This window comes from Prauserella sp. PE36 (assembly GCF_003311655.1).
Classification (GTDB): domain Bacteria; phylum Actinomycetota; class Actinomycetes; order Mycobacteriales; family Pseudonocardiaceae; genus Prauserella_A; species Prauserella_A endophytica.
The window spans coordinates 102,427-124,499 of record NZ_QEQT01000041.1 but is presented as its reverse complement, the minus strand read 5'-3'; the positions used below and the strand labels follow the sequence as shown (position 1 = coordinate 124,499).

The following is a 22,073-nucleotide window of genomic DNA, read 5'->3' as shown; positions in this document are numbered from 1 at the left end:
GGCGGGGCGCTACAACGGGGCGAGCTCCGCGATCAGCCAACGGCCGTCTACGTCGCGCATCTCGACGCGCGCGGCCGCGCTGGTGATGACCGGGGTTTCCTGCCCGGCTTGCTCGCTCTCCTGCGCGAGTAGCACGAGCACGACCACCGCGTCCTGGTCGCCCTCCATGACAGACGCGCTCGTGACGGTCGTGGTCACGCTGGCTCGTTTGTCACGCACCACCGAGCCGAGCACGTCGTCCATCAGTGCGTCGAAGTCGTCGGCGAAGCTCCCGGTCACCAGCGCCGCCGCCTCCCGGCGATCGGCGTCAAGGCTGCGATGGTCGTACGACAGCACATCCGCGACCGCCGCCTTGGCGGCCTGCCGCGCCTGTGTCCGGCTTTCGTCGAGCGCCGCCAGGGAGTTGGTTCGCGACGCCAGAACGCCGCCTGCCACGGTGAACCCGGTTGCCAGCAGGACAAGGACGGCGACGGCGACGCGCTTCCAGCTCAGCGTGGTTCGCTGGACGAGTCCGGCCATCGAGCCGAGCAGTTTCGGTGTGATCACGGCACGAACTCCAACCCTCGCACCAACCACCGTCCATCGTGCTGGGTCATACCGAATCGGAGCCGGTAATGGCGACGGTCCTCCTGTTCGGACGCGTTGTTGCTCACCGACGCCTCGGCTATCACGACGACAGTGGCGCCGCCCTCGCTGCGCTCCTCGATGCCGGCGGCGAGGACCCGGCCCCGCGATTCGACTCGGTGGGTGGTCAGTGTCGTGGCGAAAGCACCGGACTGGTCGTCGATCTGCTGCCGGAACTCCCCGGTGGCGAGGTCGCGCAGGCGGGCCAGGCTCTCCTCGTGCCGACGGTAACTCAGCCCCGTCAATGCCGTTGCCGCCTCGCTCGCCGCCGCGATCGCGTCACGGGCCGACGACTCGCGGCCGGCGGCGGCACGCTCCTCCGACCACAGCCGGCCGGCGACCGCCGCGGCCGCGATGGTCACGAGGACCAGCAGGATCAGTGCCGCGTATCGCACGGCCGAGGGGAGTCCCCGCGCGGGGCGCGGCGACTCCGCTTCCGGCTCGGTGGGATCGGTGCTGTCAGCCGTGGGTTCAGCGGCAACGGCGGCGTCGGACACCGCCTTCTCGTCCGCATCGGGTAGGGCCACGTTGCCCCTTCCTGGTGTCGTTCGGCTTTCGCCAGGATCACTGACGCAGAGGCATCAGCGGTACGACATTCGGACCGCCGCGTCGAGCCGGATGCATTCGGCGTTGAGATAGCCGTTGCCGATGATGCTGTGCACGAGGTCGGCGAACTCCTCCGGCCGCCCGAGCCGTCTCGGCTCGGGGATCTCGGCTGTCAAGCCGTCCCGCACAGCCTTGGGCAGACTGGCCGACATCGGCGTGTCGAACAGACCGGGCGCGATGGTGTTGATCCGGATGCCCTTACCGGCGACCTCTCTCGCCACCGGCAGAGCGAGCCCGATCAACCCGGCTTTGCTCGCGCTGTAGGCGGCCTGCCCCGGTTGCCCCTCGAACGCGGCACCCGACGAGGTGTTGATCACCACGCCGCGCTCGCCGTTCTCCGGCTCGTTGCGCAGCATCGCGGCGATCGCGACACGCATGACGTTGAAGGTGCCGCACAGGTTGATGTCGACGACACGCTGGAACTCCTGCAGGGAGGCGGGTTTGCCTTTCGAGACCACCTTGGCGGCATCGACGACACCAGCGGTGTTGACGTTGATGTGCACCGCGCCGAACTCCGCGCACACCCGTTCGACGGCCTCCTCCACCGCCGTCGCGTCGGTGATGTCGGCGGGGACGGCCAGACCGCGGGGCAGGGCCTCCGCGACCGCCCGGACTCCGGGCTCGTCGCGGTCCATGACGGCGACCATCGCGCCGGCTTTGGCCAGGTCGGCGCACACCGCGCGGCCCAGACCTGACGCGGCCCCCGCGACGAGGGCGACCTTGTTCGTAAGCTCCACGTTGGTGCCTTTCGATAGCTTTGACAGCTTTGACGCTGGTGAGCAGGCGGGCCGGGTCACCGCAGGAAACTGGGCTCTCGCTGTTCGCTGAAGGCACGCAGGCCCTCGGAGAAGTCGGGACAGCGGGCGGCGTAGTCGCGGCAGGCGTCGAGCTCCAGCTGCAACGCCGCAGCCATGGGCAGATCGGCCCCGTGCTCCATGACCCGCTTCATTTCCGCGAGGCCCTGGCCGCTGTGCCTGCCGATCCGCTCGGTGAGCGCGGCGACCGCCGGTTCCAGTTGGCCGGTGGGCACGACCTGGTTGACGAGCCCGGCTTCCCGCAGCTTCTCTGCGGACCACGGCTCGGCGGTGAACAGCAACTGCTTGGCGCGATTCATGCCGATCTTGCGGACGAGCCGGACCGCGCCACCGGCGGCGGGGAACAGGCCGTACCGTGCATGGCCGTCGCAGAACGTCGCGTCCTCGGTGGCAACCACGAGGTCACAGGCCTGTACCAGCTCGAACCCGCCGGCGATCACACCGCCCTGGACAGCGGCGATGACGGGCTTCGGGTGCCGTGCGATCTCCATGCACACTTCGCCGACCGAGACGAGGAAAGCACTGAGCGCTCCGTCCTCGTCCAGCCGGCCGAGCACCATCTTCAGGTCCGCGCCGGCGCACAACATCGGGCCCTCGCCCGCGAGCACGACCGACCGCGCCGCGGGATCGTGCTCGGCCCGTGCGAGCGATTCCCGTAACCCTTCGACGACCTCGGTCGACAGCGCGTTGCGGGCCTCGGGCCGGTTCAGCACGATCCATGCTGCGGACTCGCGCAGCTCGTAGCGAACGACGTGGTGCCCGTCTCCGGCATGGGACATCGAGGTGCTCTCGCTTTCTGCTGAATCGGATGGCCTGGCGGCCGCGTTGGTCACGACGACTCGCCGCTGGGCCGCACACCGGGCGACCGGACCGCTCGGCTGCGGACCTCCTCGCGGACCATGGGGATGCCGGCGGGGTCGACGAGACCGCCGTGCAGCTCACGGTTGTGTGAGTGCGCGAGGTGATGAAGCCCGAACGCCGCCTCCACGGCCGAGCGCTGCCCCTGGAGGTCGAGCGCGTAGTTCACCGCACGCTTGGCCAACCGGATCCCGAAAGTGGGCCGTTCGGCGATCCGTTCGGCCAGCGAGAGCGTCTCCACTGCGAGTTCCTCGCGCGGGACGACCCGGTTGACCATGCCGAGGGCATGCGCGTCGAGGGCATCGATGGATTCGCCGGTGAACAGCATCTCCTTGGCACGCCGGTGCCCCATTTCCCACGGCTGCACGAAGTATTCGCCGATCCCGCAACCGAAGGCGCTCACCGGGTCGGTGAAGACGGTGTCGTCGGCGGCCACCACCAGATCGCACGGCCACATCAACAGCAGGCCGCCGCCCACAACCCGGCCGTGTACCTGCGCGATCGTCGGCCGGGGAATGTCACGCCACCGCAAGCACAAACCGAGGAAGAGCTCTTCTTCGGTCGCGTACCAGCCCTCCGCGCCCGTGCGGCAAGCCGTATCCGCCGTACAGGGTCAGCATCGTGGACGAGTACGACCAGCCCGTTCCCCCAGGGGTCACCGGGGAGATCGTGGTGTCGGCCGACGAGCCGTGGTCGACGTTCTCCGGGTACTGGAACCAGCCGGAGATGTCGTTGGAGGTCATGCGCAACTTCCGATTCCACACCGGCGACGCCGGGTACTTCGACGAGGACGGCTATCTGTGGTTCTCCGACCGGATCAAGGACATGATCCGGCGCCGTGGCGAGAACGTCGCGGCACAGACCGTGGAGGACGTCGTCAACGCCATCGACGAGGTGGCGGAATCGGCGGCCTATCCGGTGCCGTCCGAGTTCGGGGACGACGAGATCGCCATCTCGGTGGTCCTTCGGGCGGGCCGCGAGATCTCGGCCGCGGCCATCGTCGCCCACTGCAGGGAGCAACTACCCCGGTTCGCGGTGCCTCGCTATGTCCGGATCGCCGAGTCCCTGCCCAAGACGGAGACAGGAAAGATCCAGAAGTACAAGCTCAAGAAACTCGGTACCAACGGCGCCGACGATTTCCCGGAGGAACGCCGATGAAGTTCATGGTCCGGCAGAAGCTCGGTCCGGATGAGGACGTCACCGAGGGGCACCTCCAGCCACTGGCTCGCCTCGTCGCCGACTCGATGCTGGACGAGCCGAAGGGGCCGGTGGTCTGGCTCGGTGGCTGCGGCACGGTGGACACCAAGCAGTACTACATGCTCTTCGAGGCGCCCGACTACGCAACTCTCGAGGCGGTCGTCAAGGTGCTGCCCGGCCTGCAGAGCGTCGAGCGGGTCATGGCGGTGGACAAGCACACGCTCGCGCGTGGCCTGCTGCTCGGCATGGCCAAGGACTACGACGAGCGAATCAAGGACGCGTAGCACCCGGACGACGGAGGCGCGAGCCTGCTTGTCCGGTGCTCGTCGACTCGTGCCTCGGCAACTGAGTTCGCGATCGTCCCTGGTCAGGGCGCCGTCGACGAACCCGTCGACGGCGCCCTGGCATTGTTGCCCGGCTTCTCACCAGTTTCGGTGGAGCAAACTGGCGCACGGGTGCGTGTCCGACTGCGTCAAACGGCGCCTAACCACTTTGTACGGTAGCGCTTGTCTAGCGGTTCTATGTTTCCGCAGGTACAGGAATTGCCGGGTTTTCACTGGCAGTGAGGGGGACAGGGGTTCGAGTCCCCTTGGCTCCACGTTTCCGAGGAAGTCGTTGTTCGACGGCGGCGACGTGGGAGTAGGTCCGTGTTGGACACGGAGCCGGCCGCGACAATGACTCGTCGCGGCAGCGTTGATCGAAGCCGACTCATTCTGCGGGTCAACCGTCGTGACGTGCTGACTGCCAGCTGACAAGCCGGAGCCCCCTGTTTTCGTCAGTTGCCAGACGCTGGTGAATCGGCTGGGGGCGGCTCTGCGTACGAAGCCGATCTGTGCGTCCATGTCGATGTGGCCGGTCATGAAGCCTATGTCGTCGAATAGCCGGACCAGGATGTCCTTGCGAGTCGCGATCGCGCGAGGCGTGGAACCACAGGAGATCCGCGGAGAAAAGGGTTTCCATCGCCGGGACGTCCGAGCTGATCATGGCTGAGACGCGCGCGGCATCCGCGCGTAGGACGTCGTCACGGTCAGGGCACGGGGCATCAGTGCGTCTCCTGCTTGATCGGTGGCAGCACCTCGGCGGCGCCGTTGGCGCAACAAGACCACAGAACCGCCGTGCTCATGGCCGTGCCAGTACCTTTCCGGGGTTGAGCAGGTAGTGCGGGTCGAACGCCTCTTTGACGCGGCGTTGCAGTTCCGCCGCGACGGGGTCGAGCTCCTGTTCCAGCAGGCCCACCTTGAGCAGCCCGACACCGTGCTCGCCGGTCACCGTGCCGCCGAGGCCGAGCGCGTGGGTGGCGATCTCCTCGAAGGCGTGGTGGGCCGAGGCGAGCGTGGTGGGGTCGTTCGGGTCGACGATGACCGTGGGGTGCAGGTTCCCGTCACCGGCGTGTCCGACGACGCCGATGGTCAGGCCGCGCGCGGCCGCGACCGACTCGACGTGGTCGATCACCCGCGCCAGCGCGGACAGGGGCACGGCTACGTCGTCGACCAGTGGGGAGCCGAGCGCTTCGAGCGCGGGGTAGGCCAGCCGCCGGGCCTGCACGAGCTGCTCGGACTCGGCCTCGTCTTCGGCGGCGACGACGTCGATCGCTCCGGCCGCGTGGCACGCGCCGGCGATCGTCCGGAGTTCGGCCGTGGCGTGCGGGCCCGTGTCGGACTGGGCGATCAGCAGGGCACCGGCGTCGCCGAGGCCCATGCGCGCGTGCTTGTCGATGGCCCGCAGTACCGTGCGGTCGAGTAGCTCGAACAGGCTCGGCACGACTCCTGCCGCCCGCACGGCGGTGACGGCCCGGCCCGCGGACGCGGCGTCGGGGAACGTCGCGGCCAGGGTGAGTGGGGTGTCGGTCTCCGGCTCCAGCGCGACCGTGGCCTCGGTGATCACCCCGAGGGTTCCCTCCGAGCCGATGAACAGCTCGGCGAGGCTCAGCCCGGCCACCCCCTTGATCGTCTTCCGGCCGACGGCGGCGGCCCGGCCGTCGGCCAGCACCACCCGCAGTGCGCGGACGAAGCGGCGGGTCACGCCGTACTTCACGCAGCACAGCCCGCCGGCGTCGGTAGCGATGTTGCCACCGACGGTGGAGGACTCCCAGCTCGACGGGTCGGGCCGGTAGGTAAGCCCGTACTCGGCCGCGGCCAGGCGCAGCTCCTGGTTCGTGACCCCGGGCTGGACGACGGCGAGGCGGTCGGTGGGCTCAATCGAGAGCACCCGGTTCATCCGCCGGGTGCTGACCACGATGCCGCCCGCCACCGCGTTCGCCGCCCCGGAAAGCCCGGTGAGCGCTCCCTGTGGCACGAGCGGCACCCGGAGCTCGGCCGCGATCCGGACCGTGGTCCGCACCTGGTCCTCGTCGACGGGCAGGACGGCCGCGAGCGGGAGGTGCGACTCGCACAGCGCGGCGGAGTCGCGGCGGTAGCCCGCCAGCAGGTCCGGATCGGTGACCACTGCATTGGGAGGCAACGCACGGGAAAGGGCGTCGATGATCGGGACGGTCACGACCTGCCGACCCCCTCGTGGGAGCGCTCGTGGGCCGTCACCGTGCGGCCGGCGCGGCGGCGCAGGTAGACCAGGCTGCCCAGCGTCAGCGCCGAGCCGAGCGTCAGGTACAGCGACACGCTCCAGTACGCACCACCGGATGCCTCCATCAGCAGGCTCGCGACGAACGGAGCCAACCCGCCGCCCAGCACGGCACCGAGCGAGTAGCCGAGGGAGACACCGCTGTAGGCGACCTTGGTCGGGAACAGCTCGGCGAGGAACGCGGCCATCGGGCCGAACAGGGCCGACGCTCCGGCGAAACCGACGACCATCGCGACGGTGACGGTGGTCGGGTCGCGGGTGTCCAGCAGTGCGAACAGCGGGAACGGGTAGAGCACACAGAACGCGGCGCCCGCGAGCATCACCGGCAGCCTGCCGAGGGAGTCGGACAGCCGGGCGAAGACGAGGATCCCGAGGATCATCGCGCCGGAGCCGAGCAGCGTGCTGGTGAGCATCACCTGACGGTCGAGCCCCAGGTATCGAGTGCCGTAGGAGAGGCTGTAGGTCAGCAGCACCCAGATGAAGGCGTTGAAGCCGAGGTTGACGCCGACCGCGGACAGCACGAGGCGCCAGTTCTCGCGGAGCACATCCGCCATGGGCGAGCGCGACTTCTCGCCGGTGTCCTTGAGCTTCTGGAACTCGGGGGACTCCGCGACCGTGCTGCGGATGACCATGCCGATGCCCAGCAGGACAAAGCTGATGAGGAATGGGATGCGCCAGCCCCAGTCCAGGAACGAGTCGCCGGTCAGGGCCATCGTGGCGGAAAGGGCACCGGCGGCCAGGAGCGCGCCCCCCGGGCTGCCCAGGAAGGCCCACGAGCCGTACCAGCCCCTGCGGTTCGGCGGTGCGTGCTCGACGGCCATCAGGACCGCGCCGCCCTGCTCACCGCCGTGGAAGAGACCCTGCAGCAGCCGCAGCAGCACCAGCAGCACCGGCGCCCAGATCCCGGCCGAGGCGTGGGAGGGTAGCGCGCCGATCAGCGTCGTGCAGCCGCCCGCGCCCATCAGTGCGATGACGAGCAGCTTCTTACGGCCAAGCTTGTCGCCGAAGTGGCCGAATACGATCGCGCCGAGGGGGCGGGCCAGGAATCCGACGGCGAGGGTGGCGAACGAGAAGACCGTGCCGAGCGACGCGGGCACCCCGGCGAAGAACACGCTGCTGAAGACCAGCGCGGAGGCGACGCCGTAGATCTGGAAGTCGTAGGCCTCGACGGTCGTGCCGACCGCGCTTCCCAAGGCGGCCTTGCGGACCATGCGCCGGGTGCCCGGCGCGGGGTCGTGCGCGAGAGTCATGAGAACACCTTTGTTCGTCGGGCTGAGGGTAGGTCAGGCTCCGGTGGGGGAGTGGGTCATGAGGGGTTTGGCGAGTACGGCCTCGATGCCGCCGTACTCGGCGATCCGGCGCCGCTGGTCGGCGCGGACCTCGGCGTCGACGGCGACGGGGTCGCAGATGGCGAGCAGTTCCTTGCGGCCCCGCTCCAGCGCGTCCGCGGCGGCCGGGTCGGCGGCGCGGTCGTGCAGCTCGTCGGGGTCGGCGGCGAGGTCGAAGAGCCGCTCGGGGAACCCGACGTGGTACTCGTACTTCCAGCTCCCGTAACGGACCATGAAACCGCCGCTCGCGGAGTTGGCCGAGTGGAACTCGGAGAACACGGTCCGCCTGGGGTCGGTGCCGCGGCGGGCGAGTTCGAGCAGGGAGCGCCCGGGCAGGTCGGCGTCGGCCTTGGCGGAGGCGATACCGAGGGCGTCGAGCACGGTGGGGAAGACGTCCACAAGGGACACCGGTGTCCCGCACCGCTCGCCCTCGGCCACGCCGGGGCCGGCGAGGATCATCGGGATCCGGACGGACCGCTCGTTCATCGTGCCCTTGAACCACGTCCCGTCGGTGCCCATCAGCTCGCCGTGGTCGGAGACATAGAGCACGATCGTGTTCTCCGCCTGGCCGGTCGCCACCAGCGCACGGAGCACCATGCCGAGCTGGGCGTCCATGAAGCTCACCAGCCCGAAGTAGTGCCGCAGCGAGCGCCGGGTCTCCTCGGCCGTGAGCGGGAGGTCGAGCCCGCAGCTGCGCCGGTAGAAGTCGACCGCGGGATGCCGGTCCCAGTCTGCCGGGTCGCTGCGGAGCGGCTCTGGCGGCTTGATGTCGGCGTAGAGGTCGAGGTACTCGCCGGGCACCGTGAACGGGTAGTGCGGGGTGACCAGCGAGACCTTCGCCGCCCACGCGCGGTCGCGGGGGGCCTCGTCGGTCAGCCACGCCACGGCGGCCTCGGCCACGGAGCGGTCCTGGCGGGTGTAGTCGGACTCGCCGCGCGCGGTCCCCACGACGGCGCCGCGAAGTTGCGGGGCAGGCGGTTGCGCGTCGCGCAGGCAATGGAAGAGGTCGCCGGTGCCGCCACGGACGTGTAGCGGCAGCCGCTGGTCGGAGAACCCGGTGTCGTCGGCGACGCCGCGGTAGTGCAGCTTGCCGATCGTGACGAGCGGGATCCCGGCCGCCTCGACGCGATGCCCCCAGCTCGCGGCCTCGGTACCGGTGTACGGGGAGGCGTTGTCGTAGTTGCCGGTCTGGTGCACGTACCGTCCGGTCGCCATCGCGGCACGGGACGGCACACAGATCGGCGAGTTGCAGTAGGCCGCGTCGAAGGTCGTCCCACGGGCCGCGAGCGAGTCGAGCGTCGGCGTGCGCACCACCGTGTCGCCGTAGGCGCCGGAGGCGTGCGGGACGTGCTGGTCCGACATCACTATCAGCAGGTTCGGCTTCACCACGCAGCGAACGGTACGAACGCGGACCCATAGAGTCCAATTGTTCGTTTCTGTCGAACCCATAGCTTTTGTCGATGTTCGCTGCTTACCATCATTGCCGTGGAGAGACGGCAGCTCGAGTACTTCCTCGCGGTCGTGGAGCACGGCGGCGCGACCCGGGCTTCGGCCCACCTCCACGTCTCGCAGCCGACGATCTCGGCGGCCCTGCGCAAGCTGGAGAAGGAGCTGGGCGGGGCATTGTTCGAACGGGCCGCGGGCGGGCTGGTGCTCACTGGCGCCGGAAAGGCACTGCTGGAACCGGCGGGACAGGTGATCCGCGACTTCGCGGTCGCGGCCGACAGCGTCCGCGACGTCCTGGGGTTGCAGGGAGGCTCGCTGGACCTCGTCGCGGTCCCGGCGGTCAGCGCGGGATGGCTGCCGCCCGTGGTGGCGGCTTTCCGCAGGGCTCATCCGAAGGTGGCGATCACCGTGCGTTCCGAACTGGACAACACCCGGATCGCCGACGACGTCCGGCGCGGCCGGTTCGACCTCGGCCTCGCAGTCTCCGCGGTCGCGGACCCGGGACTGGTCACACACGAGGTGGGCCACCAGGACCTGCAGGCGATCTTCCCGCCCGGCGCCGGGGGAGCGGGCGAGCCCGTTGGGCTCGACGAGCTGCTCACCTTCGACATGGTCACCGTGCCGCCGGAGCGGTCCGCCGCCCGCCAGTGGTTCGAGGCCGAGCTCCGCAGGCGTGGGCGCAGGACGCCGAGACCGGTCGAGGTCGCCTCGATCGACGGTGTCCTGCCGATGGTCCGCGAGGGTGTCGGCTACGCGCTCTGGTGGTCGCCGATCTCCCCGTCGCTGGTCGGCCCCTGCGTTCTGCGGCCGGTCCGGCCGAGGTACCGCAGGCCAATCCTGGTCGTGTTGCGCGGCGGCCCCCTGCCACCCGCGACGCAGGCGTTCGTGCGCGCGGCCGGCCTCGAGCAGGCGCGGGCGTAGCGTCAGGCACGCTCCCCGGCGGGCGGGTCGGCGTCATCGTCTTCGCCGCGGTGCTGGTGCTCCTGCTGATCGTCATCCTGCAGAACACCCAAACGGTGCAGATCTCCTACTTCGGTGCAAGCGGAAACGTCTCGCTCGCCGTGGCGGTGCTGCTGGCCGCAGTGGCCGGCGTGCTGCTGACCGCGATCGCGGGATCGCTGCGGATCTGGCAACTTCGCCGCCACCTACACCGATCAGCCCGCCGAACGTAGTACTTCAGCCGAGCCAGCACCGTTCTACCGCGGCACAACAGCTTGGTCAGCTCAGCTCACCGATTACCGGGCCACGGCGGCAAAACTCGGCTCCGGCGCGCAGCTCCAAAGGGGCGCGCGTCTACTGGGAATCGAACTGTGGGCGTACGTCCAGCGGTGGCAAGGCGGAGTCGATGCCGCGAAGGCCTTCCCATCGGACATGGTCCGGTGGGAAGGCCTTCGCGCACAGGAGAAGAACGTCGTTCGGTCTCCGAGTTTCCCGGTCAGTCCGCCTTGAAGGCGGGGGCAATCTGGGCAGAGGCGGCCGCCCGGTCGAGATCGGCCGACCGGAGGCGGAAGACCTGTAGTGCGAGATTGAAGTATTTGCCGGTCTCGCCGACCCACTGCATGCCGTTGCGGCGGACGGTGGCGGCGGCGCGCGTGTTTCCCGGCCGGACCACGGCGAAGATCTCATCGACGTCGTGCCGGAAGGCCCAGTCGGTCAAGGCATAGGTGGTCTCGCACGCGTAGCCCTGACCCCAGGTGTCCGGGTGGAGCTGCCAGCCGATCTCGAGATCCTCCCGACCCGGCGGCAGGGGCAGCAGAATCGCTCCGCCGATGACCCGCCCGTCGCTACGTTGCTGAATCGCCCAGCGCCCCGCGGGCAACGCCGACCGGGCGGTCGGCGATCCATTGCTGCAACAGCAACCGCATGGCCGCCAGATCGGGCACGGTGTCCATGGCCGGGGTCAGCCAGCGGGCCACGGCTGCGTGCCCGTAGACGGCCAGGGCCGCTGGCGCGTCCTCGATCTGCCAGCCCAGCAGGATCAGTCGCGTGGTGACCAAGGGAGGGCGCGGTGTCGTCGTGATGGATTCGCTAGTGGTCATCGCCAGACCTCTCTGGTCGTGCTGATCGTCCCGAGGTCCAAACCCGCCCGGCGCAGTCAACGGAGTCGGCTGCCCCCGTCGTTCTCCCAGCTTTCGGTGGCCGCAGGCATGGGCTCCGGGACCGCAGCATCCGCGCCGAGGTCAAGAGCGTGAAGCACGTCGGTGCTGTCGACGTTGTCTCGCCGCGACGCCGTCATGAGGGCGTGGTGCCCGGCCGAAGGGGTGGCTTCGGGTGGCACCACGAGCAGGGTCAGGCGCCGCCTGCCCCTGCCGGCCACGGTCACGGTGCCGGGGTGCTGCGAACGGAAGCCCTCCAACCGGACCACCCGGCCGTCCACCGTCAGCCGGCGGGTACCCGGCTCCCACCTGGTCAGGTTGTACGTCACCCGCTCGATCGAGCCTTGCCGAGCCGCGAGCACGGCGAGCAGCTCCGGCAGCTCGGTGGCCAGGTCCCAGGATCGTGGCCACCACGCGCCGTCGACGTACCCCGAGGCCGACCCGTCCGGCTTCATGCGCAAGCGCAGCGAGCCCCGAGATGGTGCGACGACCATCGGCATCGTGGAAGTGGCAACAAGTGTTTGTGAGCTCGACGTCACGTCGGCGCTCCCGCCTCGGCCGCGACAGCGGCCGGCGTTGGCTATCGTCGAGGACGACGCAGGCTTGGCCGCTCACGTACGAGATGCTCCCGACACCTCCAATACTACGCCTCGCGCAGCCACCCAGCGGCGGCGGTCTTCCTACCTGGTCGGCCAGGCGTCGATGGCCTGCCGCAGCGCGGAGGCCACCTGCCGGAACGGCTCACCGCTGTCGTACTGCTCGACAAGAGTTTCCGCGATTCCGGCCAGCGCTCGCGTTCCTCGTTCGGATGCCTTGACCAGGGCCACGGCGACGTTGCCGGGCAGCTGGGCCGACGCCTGGGTTCCCGATGTGGCCGATTGCGTGGCCTGCCAAGCCACGTCAACCCGGTCGAGGGCCGCCAGGAGGTCCCTCCACACGGCAAGCTGACTGGTGCTCTTCTCCGGTGTGTCGCTGGGCATGCAGTCGTCCTCCAGCGGGAGTGGGTGGGGTTGTCGCGCGGCGGGAGCACGGGCTCCACAGCGCCGATTCCGTTGCCGTTTCAGGCTAGGACAGATCGCCCACGGCCGCTGATGGGCGCCGTCGACGCACCCTAGATGTACCGGGCGAGCTCGTTGGCGAGCTGATCGCGGGCGGCCGTGGTCGGGAAGTCCGGTCTCCGGGCGGCGGTTCGGCGACCCGCGAGCACGTCCGTGACAAAGCGGGCGACGACGGCCGGGTCGGGGGCTACCTGGTCACTGGCCAGATAGCCGACCACGGTGGTCGGCTCGCCGGGTTCCGTCTCGACCGCCAGCGCCCAGCCGTGTCGCTCGTTCCATACCAGCATCAGGTCGTGCCGCGGCCGCTGGCCCCACCTTCGGGACAGACCGAGGTAGGCGGACACCGTGTCGCTGATCTCGAACGACGTTGCCTCGGCAGGCACCGCCAGCGCATCGGCCACCGCGCGCAGGTAACCCGCGAGGCCCCGGCGTAGCGACGCCGTCGTGGCGTCATCACTCATGCGCACAGCGTACGTGGCGGGAGGCCTCATTGTCGTCGGCACGCCGGTCACCGGCGGCCCCCTCGCGCCTTCGGCCGCGTCGTCACCAGTGTTACCGCACCTTCTCCGGGATCGTGTCAAGAGTGTGCAGCAGTTGGACCGCGATCTCGCGGCATTCCGCGTCGGTCAGCTTCGTGTGTTGCTTCAACACCTCCTGCGCGCGCGTCACGCGGCGGTCGTAGCGGGAGATGAAAGCCGTGCTCGAGGTCATCGTTGTCTCCTGGTTCGTGCGCATAAGGACCCGCCTTGCCGGGATCGGCGGCGGATTGGAGCGATCCGGTGTCTCTCAGCGTGGCCGGGCCGCGCCCGCACCGGTGCGGGCGACCGGCACTGTCACCTCGGCGAAGCCGGAATCGGCCCCACTGCGGAACAGGATCTGCGTGGCCTGTTCAGTGTTTCCCGGGTCGGCCGCCCGTTCCAACGCTGCCGCGGCAGCACGTTCGCTCGTCTCCGGTGGAATCACCAGCAACACCATGCGATGCCAGCCGTGCCCCGAAACCAGCACGGTGTGCTCGTCCAGCGAGCGGAAGCCCTCCAGCTCGACCGGCTGTCCGTCGACGACCAGGCGACGCGGCGCCTCGGCCCAGGCGTCCGCGTTGAACGCGATCCTCGCCGCACGTCCGAGCCGCCACTCGATGCCCGCGATCATCGCGGGAAACTCGGCCACCGGTTCCCATGATCGGGGCCACCAGGCGCCGTCGACCATTCCCATCGCCGCGGCCCTCGGTTTCAGGGCCAACCGCAAAGGCTGCCGTCCGGCACCGGCCCCGCCGGTTCGGCGTGCGCGGTGATCGTGCGAGCCCAACGGCATGTCGGCGCTCCCGTCTCCAGCCGGCGAACCGGCCGACGCTGTTGTCACCGGCAACGGCATCGACGAAGCTGACGATGCGCGAGAAACTCCCGGCACCACCAACACTACGCCGTTCCACCAGCATGAGCCGATCTTCGGCGTCGCGCCGGCCGCGAACACGGTCCGAACGCCCTTCGGTCCGAGCTCGTCTGGGGGCCGGACCGATCGCGGGCTGGTCCTGTTGTTCACCCGGGACCAGCGTCCGGGGCCGGACCGGATGCCGCACCGACCGGTGGCAGCGCCAGAAAGTCCACAAGCCACAGTCGGCTCAACCCCGCCACCAGGACTGGTCCCTGTCGCGACCGGCGTGACTAACCCGCGGAAGGCGTCCGTGGTTCGTTCGCGGCGCCGCCGACGCAGACGCATCCCCGGCTCAGCCCCTGCTCAGCTGTCGCGGAACAGAACCTGAGTCCGATCGCATCGTGCGCGTCCCATCGGTGCGAGCACGCCGCACAAGTGACACCGGCAACCGGTTCGGTCATGATGACATTCGCCTCTGTCGTCGGCATGGACGTTGACTCCTTCTCCTGCGCCGGTCGTTGCGTGACTGGGGCGCGCTCGTAGCTTCGACGGCACTGCGGGCAGACCAGGCGACGACTCGACCAACACTACGCTCCGCGGCAACGATGCCCGCGCACCGCACGGCACCAGCTACCCAATGTGGACTGTTTCGCTCCCCGCCAAGGACGTGCTGGACGAACTCGGGTCGCTCAGCGGGGGACAGTCCCTTCAGCGGACGTCCCGCGGCCTGCGCCTGGCCAAAGGCGCTGTCGAGGTCGGCGCTGGCCGGCGGGATCCAGCCGTAGCTGCCCTGGCCGTCCTCAGGGCGATGGTGCGGCGCTCATCCTGGATACCCGGCAACGCGGGCAGACCGGTTTCTGACCGGCCTTGTCAGCTGTTTCACCACGCATGACGGCATCCCCGGGGTGGCGGGCGTCGTCCGGCGCCGGTAGGTGCTGGGCGGCACACCGACCAGTTCCGTGAAGCGAGTGCTGAACGTGCCCAGCGACGAGCAGCCGACCGCGAAGCAGACCTCGGTTGCGCTGAGATCACCACGGCGGAGCAGCGCCGCCGCCCGCTCGGCACGCCGGGTCAGCAGATAGGCGTACGGAGACTCCCCGTAGGCGAGCCGGAACTGGCGGCTGAGCTGCCCGGCCGACAGGTGTTCGCCGCGGGCCAGCGCCTCGACATCCAGTGGCTGCGCGTATTCCCGGTCGATCCGGTCCCGGACGCGGCGCAGGCGCGTGAGGTCGCTCAGGCGCCGCGCCGCGGTGAGTGCGTGCGCCAACGAGGGGTGACACATCCGAGGCTCCTGTGATCGATGTCCGCGGGCACGTGGCTCTGCTGTCCGTCTTCGTCGGCTGTGGACAGCAACTCAGGACAGGGATGCCATGGAGGCTGGTTCCCACGCGAAGCCGTCCGGGTCGGTGAACGGCTCGGCCGCGCCGCCGACCGCGATCCGGTGCGACCCGGTGCCCTCGGGGTCGACGCCGGCGTCCTTGGCGAGGGCGCGGCGGCGGTAGAGTCCCAGCTTCACGGAGCCGGACCCTGCGGCGAACTCGACGTACATGCGGCCGAAGCTCTTGGCCACGGTGAAGCCCCGGTCCCGGTAGAACCGCTTGCTCGCGGCGACGTCGGCGACTCCCAGCAGGAGCACGATGTCGTCGATCCGCCGGGTGGCCGGGCCGGTGTCCTTCTTCGCCGGGGTGGCGATCTTCCAGATCGTCCCGTCCGGGGCTTGTACCACTCCGCCGTATCCCCACATCGATTTCGCGGCGGGCTTGAGCGTCGTGGCACCGGCGTCGAGCGCGGCACCGATCAGGACGTCGACATCGGCGGGCTGGGAAACGATCAGGGAAAGCGTGAACCCGCGGAAGCCGGTTGTCGGCTCCTGAGCGGCCCGCAGGTTCAGGCGGTGGCCCAGCCCGAACGCGGCGGCGTAGAAACGTTCGGCGGCCGCGACGTCGGCCACCTCGAGGGTGATGGTGTCGATGGAAGTCATGCCGGTAACGCTAGGCGCGGCCCGGTCACCGGGCTTCTTGATTCCTGACCACTCCCGACGTGCCCGCCGCGCACGGGTCGGGGGCCGCCACCGTGCGGTGACGGCCCCGGACCGGCGACGACGCGGTTATCGCTGTTCGACGACCTGGAAGTCGAGGACGTCGGTGAACTGGCGGCCGTAGGAGTCGGTGGCGGTGACCACGGCGCGGTGCGCGCCCGGCGCGAGGTCCGTGGGCAGCTGGAACCGCCACAGGTGCATGGTGCGGTCTGCCAGGCTGCCGCCGTTGACGAGTTGCTGTGCGGCAGCGTGCGGGTCCGACCACTCGGGGCCGACGAGCTGGTCTTCACCTCGGAGTTGCTGGGTGCGGACCGCGTGCTGGGCACGGGCTCCGTCGATGCTGACCTTGACCGTGGAGCCGGTCGAGCCCATCCAGAAGTTCGTGGTGATCCAGGTCCGCCCGTTCAGGTCGGCCCGGGTCACCACGTGGGGGTCTGCCAGTTGCGGCGCGGCCCCGTCGCGGGTGCGGTTCCAGGCCTGCCGTGCGACGTACCACTCGCGGTAGGTCGGGCTGTTGATGCCCAGCTGTGTCTGGACCTGGTCGCTCTGACCGGTGACCGTGTAGCGCTCCTTGAAGGAGTTGCCCTTGATGTCGAGCGTGAGCACCCCGGGCCGGCCACCGTCGCGGCCGACGGCGACGGGATAGCCGTCTTCCGTGAGCGAGCCGGAGTACCAGTCACCGGAGATCGCACCCGCCGTGATGTGAGGGAATGGGAGGCCCTTGATGCCGAAGAGATCGCGCCAGCCTTTGACGAGATCGCCGGTCTTCATGTTCTCGATCGAATGGCTGTGCCCGGCGACCGCGACGGCCTTGCGGCCCTTCACCAGTTCGTGCACTTCACGGACCTGGTCGACCTGGTGGATCGGGCTTCCTTCGTCCGCGAAGTTGAGCAGGCCGACGTGACTGGCGATGACCACGAGCTTGTTGTCGTCGACCTTGGCGAGATCGCGCTCCAGCCAGGCGAGCTGGTTCTCGTCGAGGCGGCCGTTGTATCGCGGCTGGTTCACCGGATCGTCGCAGGTGGGGCGCAGGCCGTCGGCGTTGTCGAGATCAGGCGTGCAGGGGTAGCGAACCGTGTTGAGTGCCACGACGTGCACGTTGCCGATGTCGTAGGAGTAGTACGCGGGCGCGAGCTGGGCTCGGAAGGTGTCGAACGAGTGCTCAGGCGTGGTGGCGTCGAAGTCGAGATCGTGGTTGCCGGGCAGGAACCGCGCCGGTCCGTTGGTCAGGCTGGTGAGCTCCTTCACGTCGGGGTAGAGCGAAAGGTCGTCGCCGACCACGTCGCCGATGAACAGGGTGCCGCAGCCCTGGTAGTCGGTGCGCCCGGCGAGGTCGTTGATCGCTCCCTTGCGGGCGTAGCCGACCTCCTCCTTGTCGTAGGTCTGCAGGTCGCCCGCGATCACGCAGTGCTGCTCCTGAGACTGCGTGAGCCGGCTCTTCACCACCGGGAAGTTCACCTCGGCGGGGAGGGGGCCGGTAGGCGCGATGCCGCCATAGCGCAGGTCCGGCGAACCCTCTGGCAGGTGGTTGTAGTGGAACTGCGCGACGTTGGACTCGTCCACCGGCACCTGGTAGCCCGACGGCTGGGTGATGAACACCGTCATGTTGTCGAAGGCGGGCAGCCGGTAGCGCCCGTGGGAGTCGGTGGTCACGACGTCTCGGCCGTTGGACACCAGTACCCCGCCAAGGCCGCGTTCCTGTGGACCGCTGACGCTGTCGCGGTTGCGGTCCACGAAGACCTTGCCGGTCAGTACGGAACGATCGGCCTGGCGACCCTGGTCGCGGATCACCTCGACGTGGCCGCGGTAGGCGGTCTCATTCCACGTGGCCGGCTTCGGGGCAGCCGCGAGCGCGCCGGGAGCGACGACGATCGCGGCAGTGGACCCCGCGACCGCGACGGTCGCGACGGCTGCCACGGCGATGCGGAGCATGCTGCGCTCTCGTGATGGGGACCTCAACTCTGCTGACCTCCGGTGAGTTTGCCGGGGAGATGCCGGCCTCGGTGGCCGGCAGGAAGCGACTTTTCCGGACAAACCTGAACAAAGAGAGGCCCCGAAGGAGAACGGTGGGCGTCCGTGATCCGGACCGCGGGTGACTCCCGTCGAGCGGCGACCAGCCGCCACCACGCCAGAGGCGTAGGCCGCGCGCGGCCGCACGGTGAAGGACCAGCACGGCCATCAACCGGCGCGCCGTGAGCGGCCGGGGCACTAGATCGCCAGCACCCCGGCCAACACCGCGAGCGCGCCGACCGCGGGCCCCCAGTACTGCATCGGCACGAAGAACAGCTTGTGCCGGCCGCCCAGCATCACCCGTTCACCCGTCCGCTCGTCGAAACCCGGCTTGGGACGGTTCAGCCGCCGGCCAACGAACCAGATCGCCACCGCGGCCGCGGCAAGTCCCAATGCCGTACCGAAGTTGGTGGGCTCCGCGACGACACCGACGGCCAATCCGGCGAGAGTGCCCACCATCGCGCCGAGCATGGCGAACACCAGCGCAAGGATTCCCCATCCAGACCAGACGATCACCGCTTCGATTCCTCCTGCAGTCCCGTTCACCGGAGAGCCTTCGCCGAACGCGAAGGCAACCTGAAGTTCGAGTGACGATTCGCGGACGGCCCCGACCGCCGGCACCACAGCCGGCGCAGGGGCCGGACATCGTCCCTCGGGGGATCAGCTTTGCCGAGAGGGCTTGCCGGCAGCGGCGTCGTCCCGGCCGAGCTGACGGCGCTGAACCGGCAGCTCAGGGGCACCGTCGGTCGACGAGCTCCCCAGTACTACTGTTCTCGTACTGTGCTCCGGCGAGGCGGGCGCAACGGCTCGGCACCACCGGATGGAAGGCACTGCCGCTGACGGGGCCGGGTGGTCAGGGGAGCGGCGCGTGAGAAACCGGCGCGTAGGCGTAGGGGCCCAGACCGTCCACGATGGCCTGTGCTTCGACCTCGCACTCCTTGACGCCGACCTCGTCGCCGATCTCGCGTAGTGCCGCCGCCAGCGTCGCCAGCGCCTCCAGCAGGAACGCGGTGCAGTTCTCCTGGCGGTAGATCGCGCACGCTCTCCGCAGCACCGCGATCGCCTCGTCGTGCTCGCCCGCGCTCAGCAACGCCTGGCCGAATCCGCCCAACGTCTGCGCGACGCCGACCGGATCGGCCGAGCAGTCGCGTCCCAGCGCGAGGGTCGCCCGGTACGTCCCGATCGCCTCCTCGTGCATGCCCGCCAGGGCCTGTGCGTGCGCCAGGTTGTTGAGCAGCCAGGCCTCGTTGTAGACGTCACCGACCTTGCGCGCCAGTGGCAGCACCTCACGCATGTGCCGGATGGCCCGGTGGAGGTCACCGGACATGGCCACCGCGACAGCGAGGTTCAGCAAGGGGCCCAGCCGCCGACGTTCGTCACCCAGCGCGGCACGCAGGTCGCACGCCCTGGTGAGCATGTCGACGGCCTCTTCCAGGTTGCCGATCTGGCTCAGCGCGCAGCCGAGGTCGTTGAGGGTTCTCGCCTCCGCGGTGCGGTCCTCGGCGAGCCGGGCCGCGGCGAGCGCGACCCTGGCCCCGCCGATCCAGTGATCCCACTCGCTGGCCCGCTCCCAGTAGTTCCGCAGTACCGCCGGCAGCTGCGACGCCGCTTCGAGCAGCCCGTACTCCCACGCCAGTGCGGTCGTGGCGGTGAGGGCGCCCTGCTCGGCGCGGAACCAGTCGAACGCCGATGCGCTGTCGGGGAAAGCGGGTAGCCCTGGCGGCTCGCGCGCACCGGACGGCAGGACCTCCTCCTCGTTGGGCTTCCTCAGCGGCTTGTTGGCGGCGTCCGCCGCGTGGAGGTACCAGTACACGACTCTCCGGACCGCCTCCCGGCACGCTCGCTCACCGTCTCGCTCGGCGAGGTCGCGTGCGTAGTCCCGGAGAAGGTCGTGCAGCCGGTACCGGCCGGCCGGGGCGGACGTGACGAGGTGCTCGTCGGCGAGCTGATCGAGGATTCTTTCGCCTACCGCGGGGCTCACGCCGGCGAGCGCCGCGGCCGACGCGGCGGCGAAGTCCTCGCCAGGGTGCAGACCCAACAGGCGGAACATTCGTCGCGTCTCCGGGTCGAGGGCTCGGTACGACAGGTCGAACACGGCTCGGACGCGCCTGCTGCCCGCTGCCAGCTCTCCCAGCCGGTCCCCGGCCGCACGCAGCCGGGCCGCGGCGTCGGCGAACCGCCACGCCGGCCTCGCCTGGAGCCTGCGGGCCGCGAGGGTCAGCGCCAACGGCAGCCGGCCACACAACTCCACCACCATCCTGGTGGCCGCCGGGTCGTCGGCAACCCGCTGCCCGACGATCCGCCTGAGCAGAGCCTCGGCATCGGGGAGGGGGAAGCCTTCCAGCGTCACGGTACGAGAGCCATCCAGCGCGAGCGTGCGCCTGCTCGTGACCATCGCCAGGTTGGTGGGTCCGGCCGGAAGCAGCGGAAGCACCTGTTCCTCGCTCGCGGCGTTGTCCAGCAACACCACGGAATGCCTGCCGTGCAGCAGACTGCGGTAGAGCGCGGAGCGCTCGTCGAGTGTGCGTGGCACGGACTCACCGGCCACCCCGAGCAGCCGGAGGAACGAGTCCAGAACGGTCGACGGGTCCGCCGGGGGCTGGTCAGCGTGTCCACGCAGGTCGACATAGAGCTGTACGTCGGCGTAGCGGCCTTCGGCGAGCAGTTGCCGGGCGAGGTGCACCGCCAGCCGCGTCTTGCCGACACCACCCATGCCCTGCAGCACGAGGATGCCCGCGGCGGTGTCGCCTCGTGCCGGAGCCGGCAGGCCGGCACGCAACTCCGACAACTCGGCCTCCCGTCCGGTGAACTCCAGGATGTCCGGCGGCAGCTGGCGGTGCGCCGTCACCGGGTCGGCGCCGGTCGGGTCGGCCCTGACCACGTCCTGCCGCAGCACGCGCTGGTGTGCCTCGGTCAGCTCGGGACCGGGGTCGGCGCCGAGCTCCTCCCGCAGCCGGCGCCGGACCTCGTCGAACGCGTTCAGCGCGGCCGCCTGTTGCCCGCTACCGGCCAGCGCGATCATGAGCCGCGCGGTGGCCACCTCGTGCAGCGGGTCGTCCCCGACGAGCCGCCGGAGCTCCGGCAGGACCTCGTCGTAGCAGCCGATCTGGGTCGCGGTCTCGGCGTAGTCCACGACCAGCGTCTTCCACTCCTCCACCAGTGCCGTCACCAGCGGCTGCACGCGAGTGGTCTCCAGGTTCGCCAGCGGTTCGCCCCGCCACAGACTCAGTGCCTTGCGGAACAGGACACACGCGCGAGCCGCGTCGCCCGCCTTGCGCGCCTGCCTCGCCTCAGCCGCCCGGTGCCGGAACTCGAGCAGGTCGAGCTGCTCGCGCGTGACGGTGAGCCGGTAGCGACCACGGCTAGCGGTCAGCACCTTCGCCCTGTCGCTTCCCGGCTGCTTCGGCACCAGCCGCTGCCGCAGCCGCGACATACTCGTCTGCACGAGGCTGACCGTGTTGCCGTGCCTCCGCTCGCCCCAGGCGGCCTCGATCAAGGCGTCGCGGCTGACCGGCACGTTGGGAGTCAACGCGAGCAGCCCCAGCAGCGCCTGTTGCCGAGCCGGGCCAGGGTCCACCTCGACGCCGTTCACGGTGACCGCGAGCGGGCCGAGCACCCGGATCCGGAAGTGCTGTTCGGCGGGCTGCCCTCGGCGGCTCAGCTCGACGAGATCCTCGGCTTCGTCGTGGGAGAGCCCCAAGGCAGCCGCCAGCCGGCGCAGGTTGGCCGGACGGGGTGTCACCACTCTGCCCTGCTCCACATCTCGCAGACCGGCGAGGCTCAAGCCCGCGAGATCAGCAAGCTGGCGCTGGGTGAGACCGGCACGAACGCGAAGTCCGGCGACGACCTCACCCAGGCGCCGGGGCGGGCCGTCGGTATCAGTCATCTCGGCTGTCATCGTCCTGTCCGTTCTGCCCGTGCAGTGGCGTCCCGCGACTGTGGACGCGCCGCACGGCGTTCTGGTTCCGCCACCTCGGCTGCGCGCTCGTCTGCGCCGCGATGGGGATCGCCGGCTCCGGGTTCGGCCTGGGCCGAGTCATTACACTTGC

General features: G+C 69.8%; 22 protein-coding genes and 3 pseudogenes. 5 read left to right on the top strand and 20 right to left on the bottom strand.

The genetic code is table 11. The features are described from left to right. Positions 1-9: 9 nt before the first annotated feature. From DI005_RS07140 to DI005_RS07120, 5 genes and pseudogenes are all read right to left on the bottom strand, one after another. Positions 10-546 carry a hypothetical protein gene (locus DI005_RS07140; protein WP_112271417.1) on the bottom strand — a complete coding sequence of 179 codons (537 nt, stop codon included), beginning with the start codon at positions 544-546 and terminating at the stop codon, positions 10-12. Further along, positions 543-1,151 (bottom strand): hypothetical protein, encoded by a 609-nt coding sequence (locus DI005_RS07135; protein ID WP_113641615.1) that lies wholly within the window; start codon positions 1,149-1,151, stop codon positions 543-545. The genes DI005_RS07140 and DI005_RS07135 overlap by 4 nt, the downstream gene beginning before the upstream one ends. 54 nt (positions 1,152-1,205) lie before the next feature. Next, entirely contained in the window at positions 1,206-1,967 is a 762-nt protein-coding gene (locus DI005_RS07130; RefSeq protein ID WP_113641614.1) for an SDR family NAD(P)-dependent oxidoreductase, read from the bottom strand. 56 nt (positions 1,968-2,023) lie between these two features. Beyond that, entirely contained in the window at positions 2,024-2,824 is an 801-nt protein-coding gene (locus DI005_RS07125) for an enoyl-CoA hydratase/isomerase family protein (RefSeq protein WP_113641613.1), read from the bottom strand. 50 nt (positions 2,825-2,874) lie between these two features. Next, a pseudogene (locus DI005_RS07120) lies at positions 2,875-3,459 on the bottom strand (enoyl-CoA hydratase-related protein); the annotation flags it as partial. An 8-nt stretch (positions 3,460-3,467) separates the two neighbouring features. Between DI005_RS07120 and DI005_RS39655 the strand changes: the two are divergent. The 3 genes and pseudogenes from DI005_RS39655 to DI005_RS07110 all read left to right on the top strand — a co-directional run. Beyond that, a pseudogene (locus tag DI005_RS39655) lies at positions 3,468-3,605 on the top strand (hypothetical protein); the annotation flags it as partial. A gap of 24 nt (positions 3,606-3,629) precedes the next feature. Continuing rightward, complete coding sequence (locus DI005_RS38875; RefSeq protein WP_369973564.1) at positions 3,630-4,061, top strand: hypothetical protein; 432 nt, start codon at positions 3,630-3,632, stop codon at positions 4,059-4,061. Further along, a complete protein-coding gene (locus DI005_RS07110; protein ID WP_112271428.1) occupies positions 4,058-4,384 on the top strand; it encodes a hypothetical protein in 327 nt (108 codons plus the stop codon). Before DI005_RS38875 ends, DI005_RS07110 begins: the two co-directional genes overlap by 4 nt. A gap of 835 nt (positions 4,385-5,219) precedes the next feature. Here the strand turns inward: DI005_RS07110 and DI005_RS07105 are convergent. From DI005_RS07105 to DI005_RS07095, 3 genes are read right to left on the bottom strand one after another with little or no spacing between them, the layout of a single operon-like run. Continuing rightward, positions 5,220-6,596 carry an FAD-binding oxidoreductase gene (locus DI005_RS07105; RefSeq protein ID WP_113641610.1) on the bottom strand — a complete coding sequence of 459 codons (1,377 nt, stop codon included), beginning with the start codon at positions 6,594-6,596 and terminating at the stop codon, positions 5,220-5,222. Continuing rightward, entirely contained in the window at positions 6,593-7,927 is a 1,335-nt protein-coding gene (locus DI005_RS07100) for an MFS transporter (protein ID WP_233520022.1), read from the bottom strand. Before DI005_RS07100 ends, DI005_RS07105 begins: the two co-directional genes overlap by 4 nt. A 33-nt stretch (positions 7,928-7,960) precedes the next feature. After that, on the bottom strand, positions 7,961-9,394 hold the full coding sequence (locus DI005_RS07095) for a sulfatase-like hydrolase/transferase (protein ID WP_158559780.1): 1,434 nt from the start codon (positions 9,392-9,394) through the stop codon (positions 7,961-7,963). A 96-nt stretch (positions 9,395-9,490) separates the two neighbouring features. Between DI005_RS07095 and DI005_RS07090 the strand changes: the two genes are divergently transcribed. Together DI005_RS07090 and DI005_RS07085 are read left to right on the top strand one after the other, a co-directional pair. After that, complete coding sequence (locus DI005_RS07090) at positions 9,491-10,372, top strand: LysR family transcriptional regulator (RefSeq protein WP_112271433.1); 882 nt, start codon at positions 9,491-9,493, stop codon at positions 10,370-10,372. 50 nt (positions 10,373-10,422) lie between these two features. Then, positions 10,423-10,623, top strand: a complete 201-nt coding sequence (locus tag DI005_RS07085) for a lipopolysaccharide assembly protein LapA domain-containing protein (RefSeq protein WP_228713813.1) — start codon at positions 10,423-10,425, stop codon at positions 10,621-10,623. Between the two features lie 263 nt (positions 10,624-10,886). On the opposite strand, the pseudogene DI005_RS07080 reads toward DI005_RS07085, so the two are convergent. The 12 genes and pseudogenes from DI005_RS07080 to DI005_RS07035 all read right to left on the bottom strand — a co-directional run bounded on the left by DI005_RS07080 (position 10,887) and on the right by DI005_RS07035 (position 21,922). Then, positions 10,887-11,490, bottom strand: a pseudogene (locus tag DI005_RS07080) (GNAT family N-acetyltransferase). A gap of 56 nt (positions 11,491-11,546) precedes the next feature. Continuing rightward, a complete protein-coding gene (locus DI005_RS07075) occupies positions 11,547-12,047 on the bottom strand; it encodes a DUF5994 family protein (protein ID WP_113641608.1) in 501 nt (166 codons plus the stop codon). A gap of 180 nt (positions 12,048-12,227) precedes the next feature. Next, on the bottom strand, positions 12,228-12,527 hold the full coding sequence (locus DI005_RS07070; protein ID WP_113641607.1) for a hypothetical protein: 300 nt from the start codon (positions 12,525-12,527) through the stop codon (positions 12,228-12,230). Between the two features lie 131 nt (positions 12,528-12,658). After that, a complete protein-coding gene (locus DI005_RS07065) occupies positions 12,659-13,066 on the bottom strand; it encodes a DUF6292 family protein (protein ID WP_113641606.1) in 408 nt (135 codons plus the stop codon). 91 nt (positions 13,067-13,157) lie between these two features. Then, positions 13,158-13,316, bottom strand: coding sequence for a DUF6307 family protein (locus DI005_RS38500; protein ID WP_170200527.1), 159 nt, complete (start codon positions 13,314-13,316; stop codon positions 13,158-13,160). Between the two features lie 75 nt (positions 13,317-13,391). Then, positions 13,392-14,075, bottom strand: coding sequence for a DUF5994 family protein (locus DI005_RS38495; protein WP_199542595.1), 684 nt, complete (start codon positions 14,073-14,075; stop codon positions 13,392-13,394). Between the two features lie 191 nt (positions 14,076-14,266). Beyond that, positions 14,267-14,464 carry an RGCVC family protein gene (locus tag DI005_RS39650; protein WP_199542594.1) on the bottom strand — a complete coding sequence of 66 codons (198 nt, stop codon included), beginning with the start codon at positions 14,462-14,464 and terminating at the stop codon, positions 14,267-14,269. A gap of 332 nt (positions 14,465-14,796) precedes the next feature. Beyond that, the gene (locus tag DI005_RS07055; protein WP_233520021.1) at positions 14,797-15,243 is read right to left on the bottom strand and encodes a helix-turn-helix transcriptional regulator; all 447 of its coding nucleotides are present in this window, start codon (positions 15,241-15,243) and stop codon (positions 14,797-14,799) included. 87 nt (positions 15,244-15,330) lie between these two features. Next, on the bottom strand, positions 15,331-15,957 hold the full coding sequence (locus DI005_RS07050; protein WP_113641604.1) for a glyoxalase: 627 nt from the start codon (positions 15,955-15,957) through the stop codon (positions 15,331-15,333). Between the two features lie 126 nt (positions 15,958-16,083). Beyond that, positions 16,084-17,946, bottom strand: coding sequence for a calcineurin-like phosphoesterase family protein (locus DI005_RS07045; RefSeq protein ID WP_199542593.1), 1,863 nt, complete (start codon positions 17,944-17,946; stop codon positions 16,084-16,086). Positions 17,947-18,222: 276 nt separating this feature from the next. Continuing rightward, positions 18,223-18,645 carry a hypothetical protein gene (locus tag DI005_RS07040; RefSeq protein WP_199542592.1) on the bottom strand — a complete coding sequence of 141 codons (423 nt, stop codon included), beginning with the start codon at positions 18,643-18,645 and terminating at the stop codon, positions 18,223-18,225. Between the two features lie 232 nt (positions 18,646-18,877). After that, a complete protein-coding gene (locus DI005_RS07035) occupies positions 18,878-21,922 on the bottom strand; it encodes a BTAD domain-containing putative transcriptional regulator (RefSeq protein WP_113641603.1) in 3,045 nt (1,014 codons plus the stop codon). Positions 21,923-22,073 lie beyond the last annotated feature (151 nt).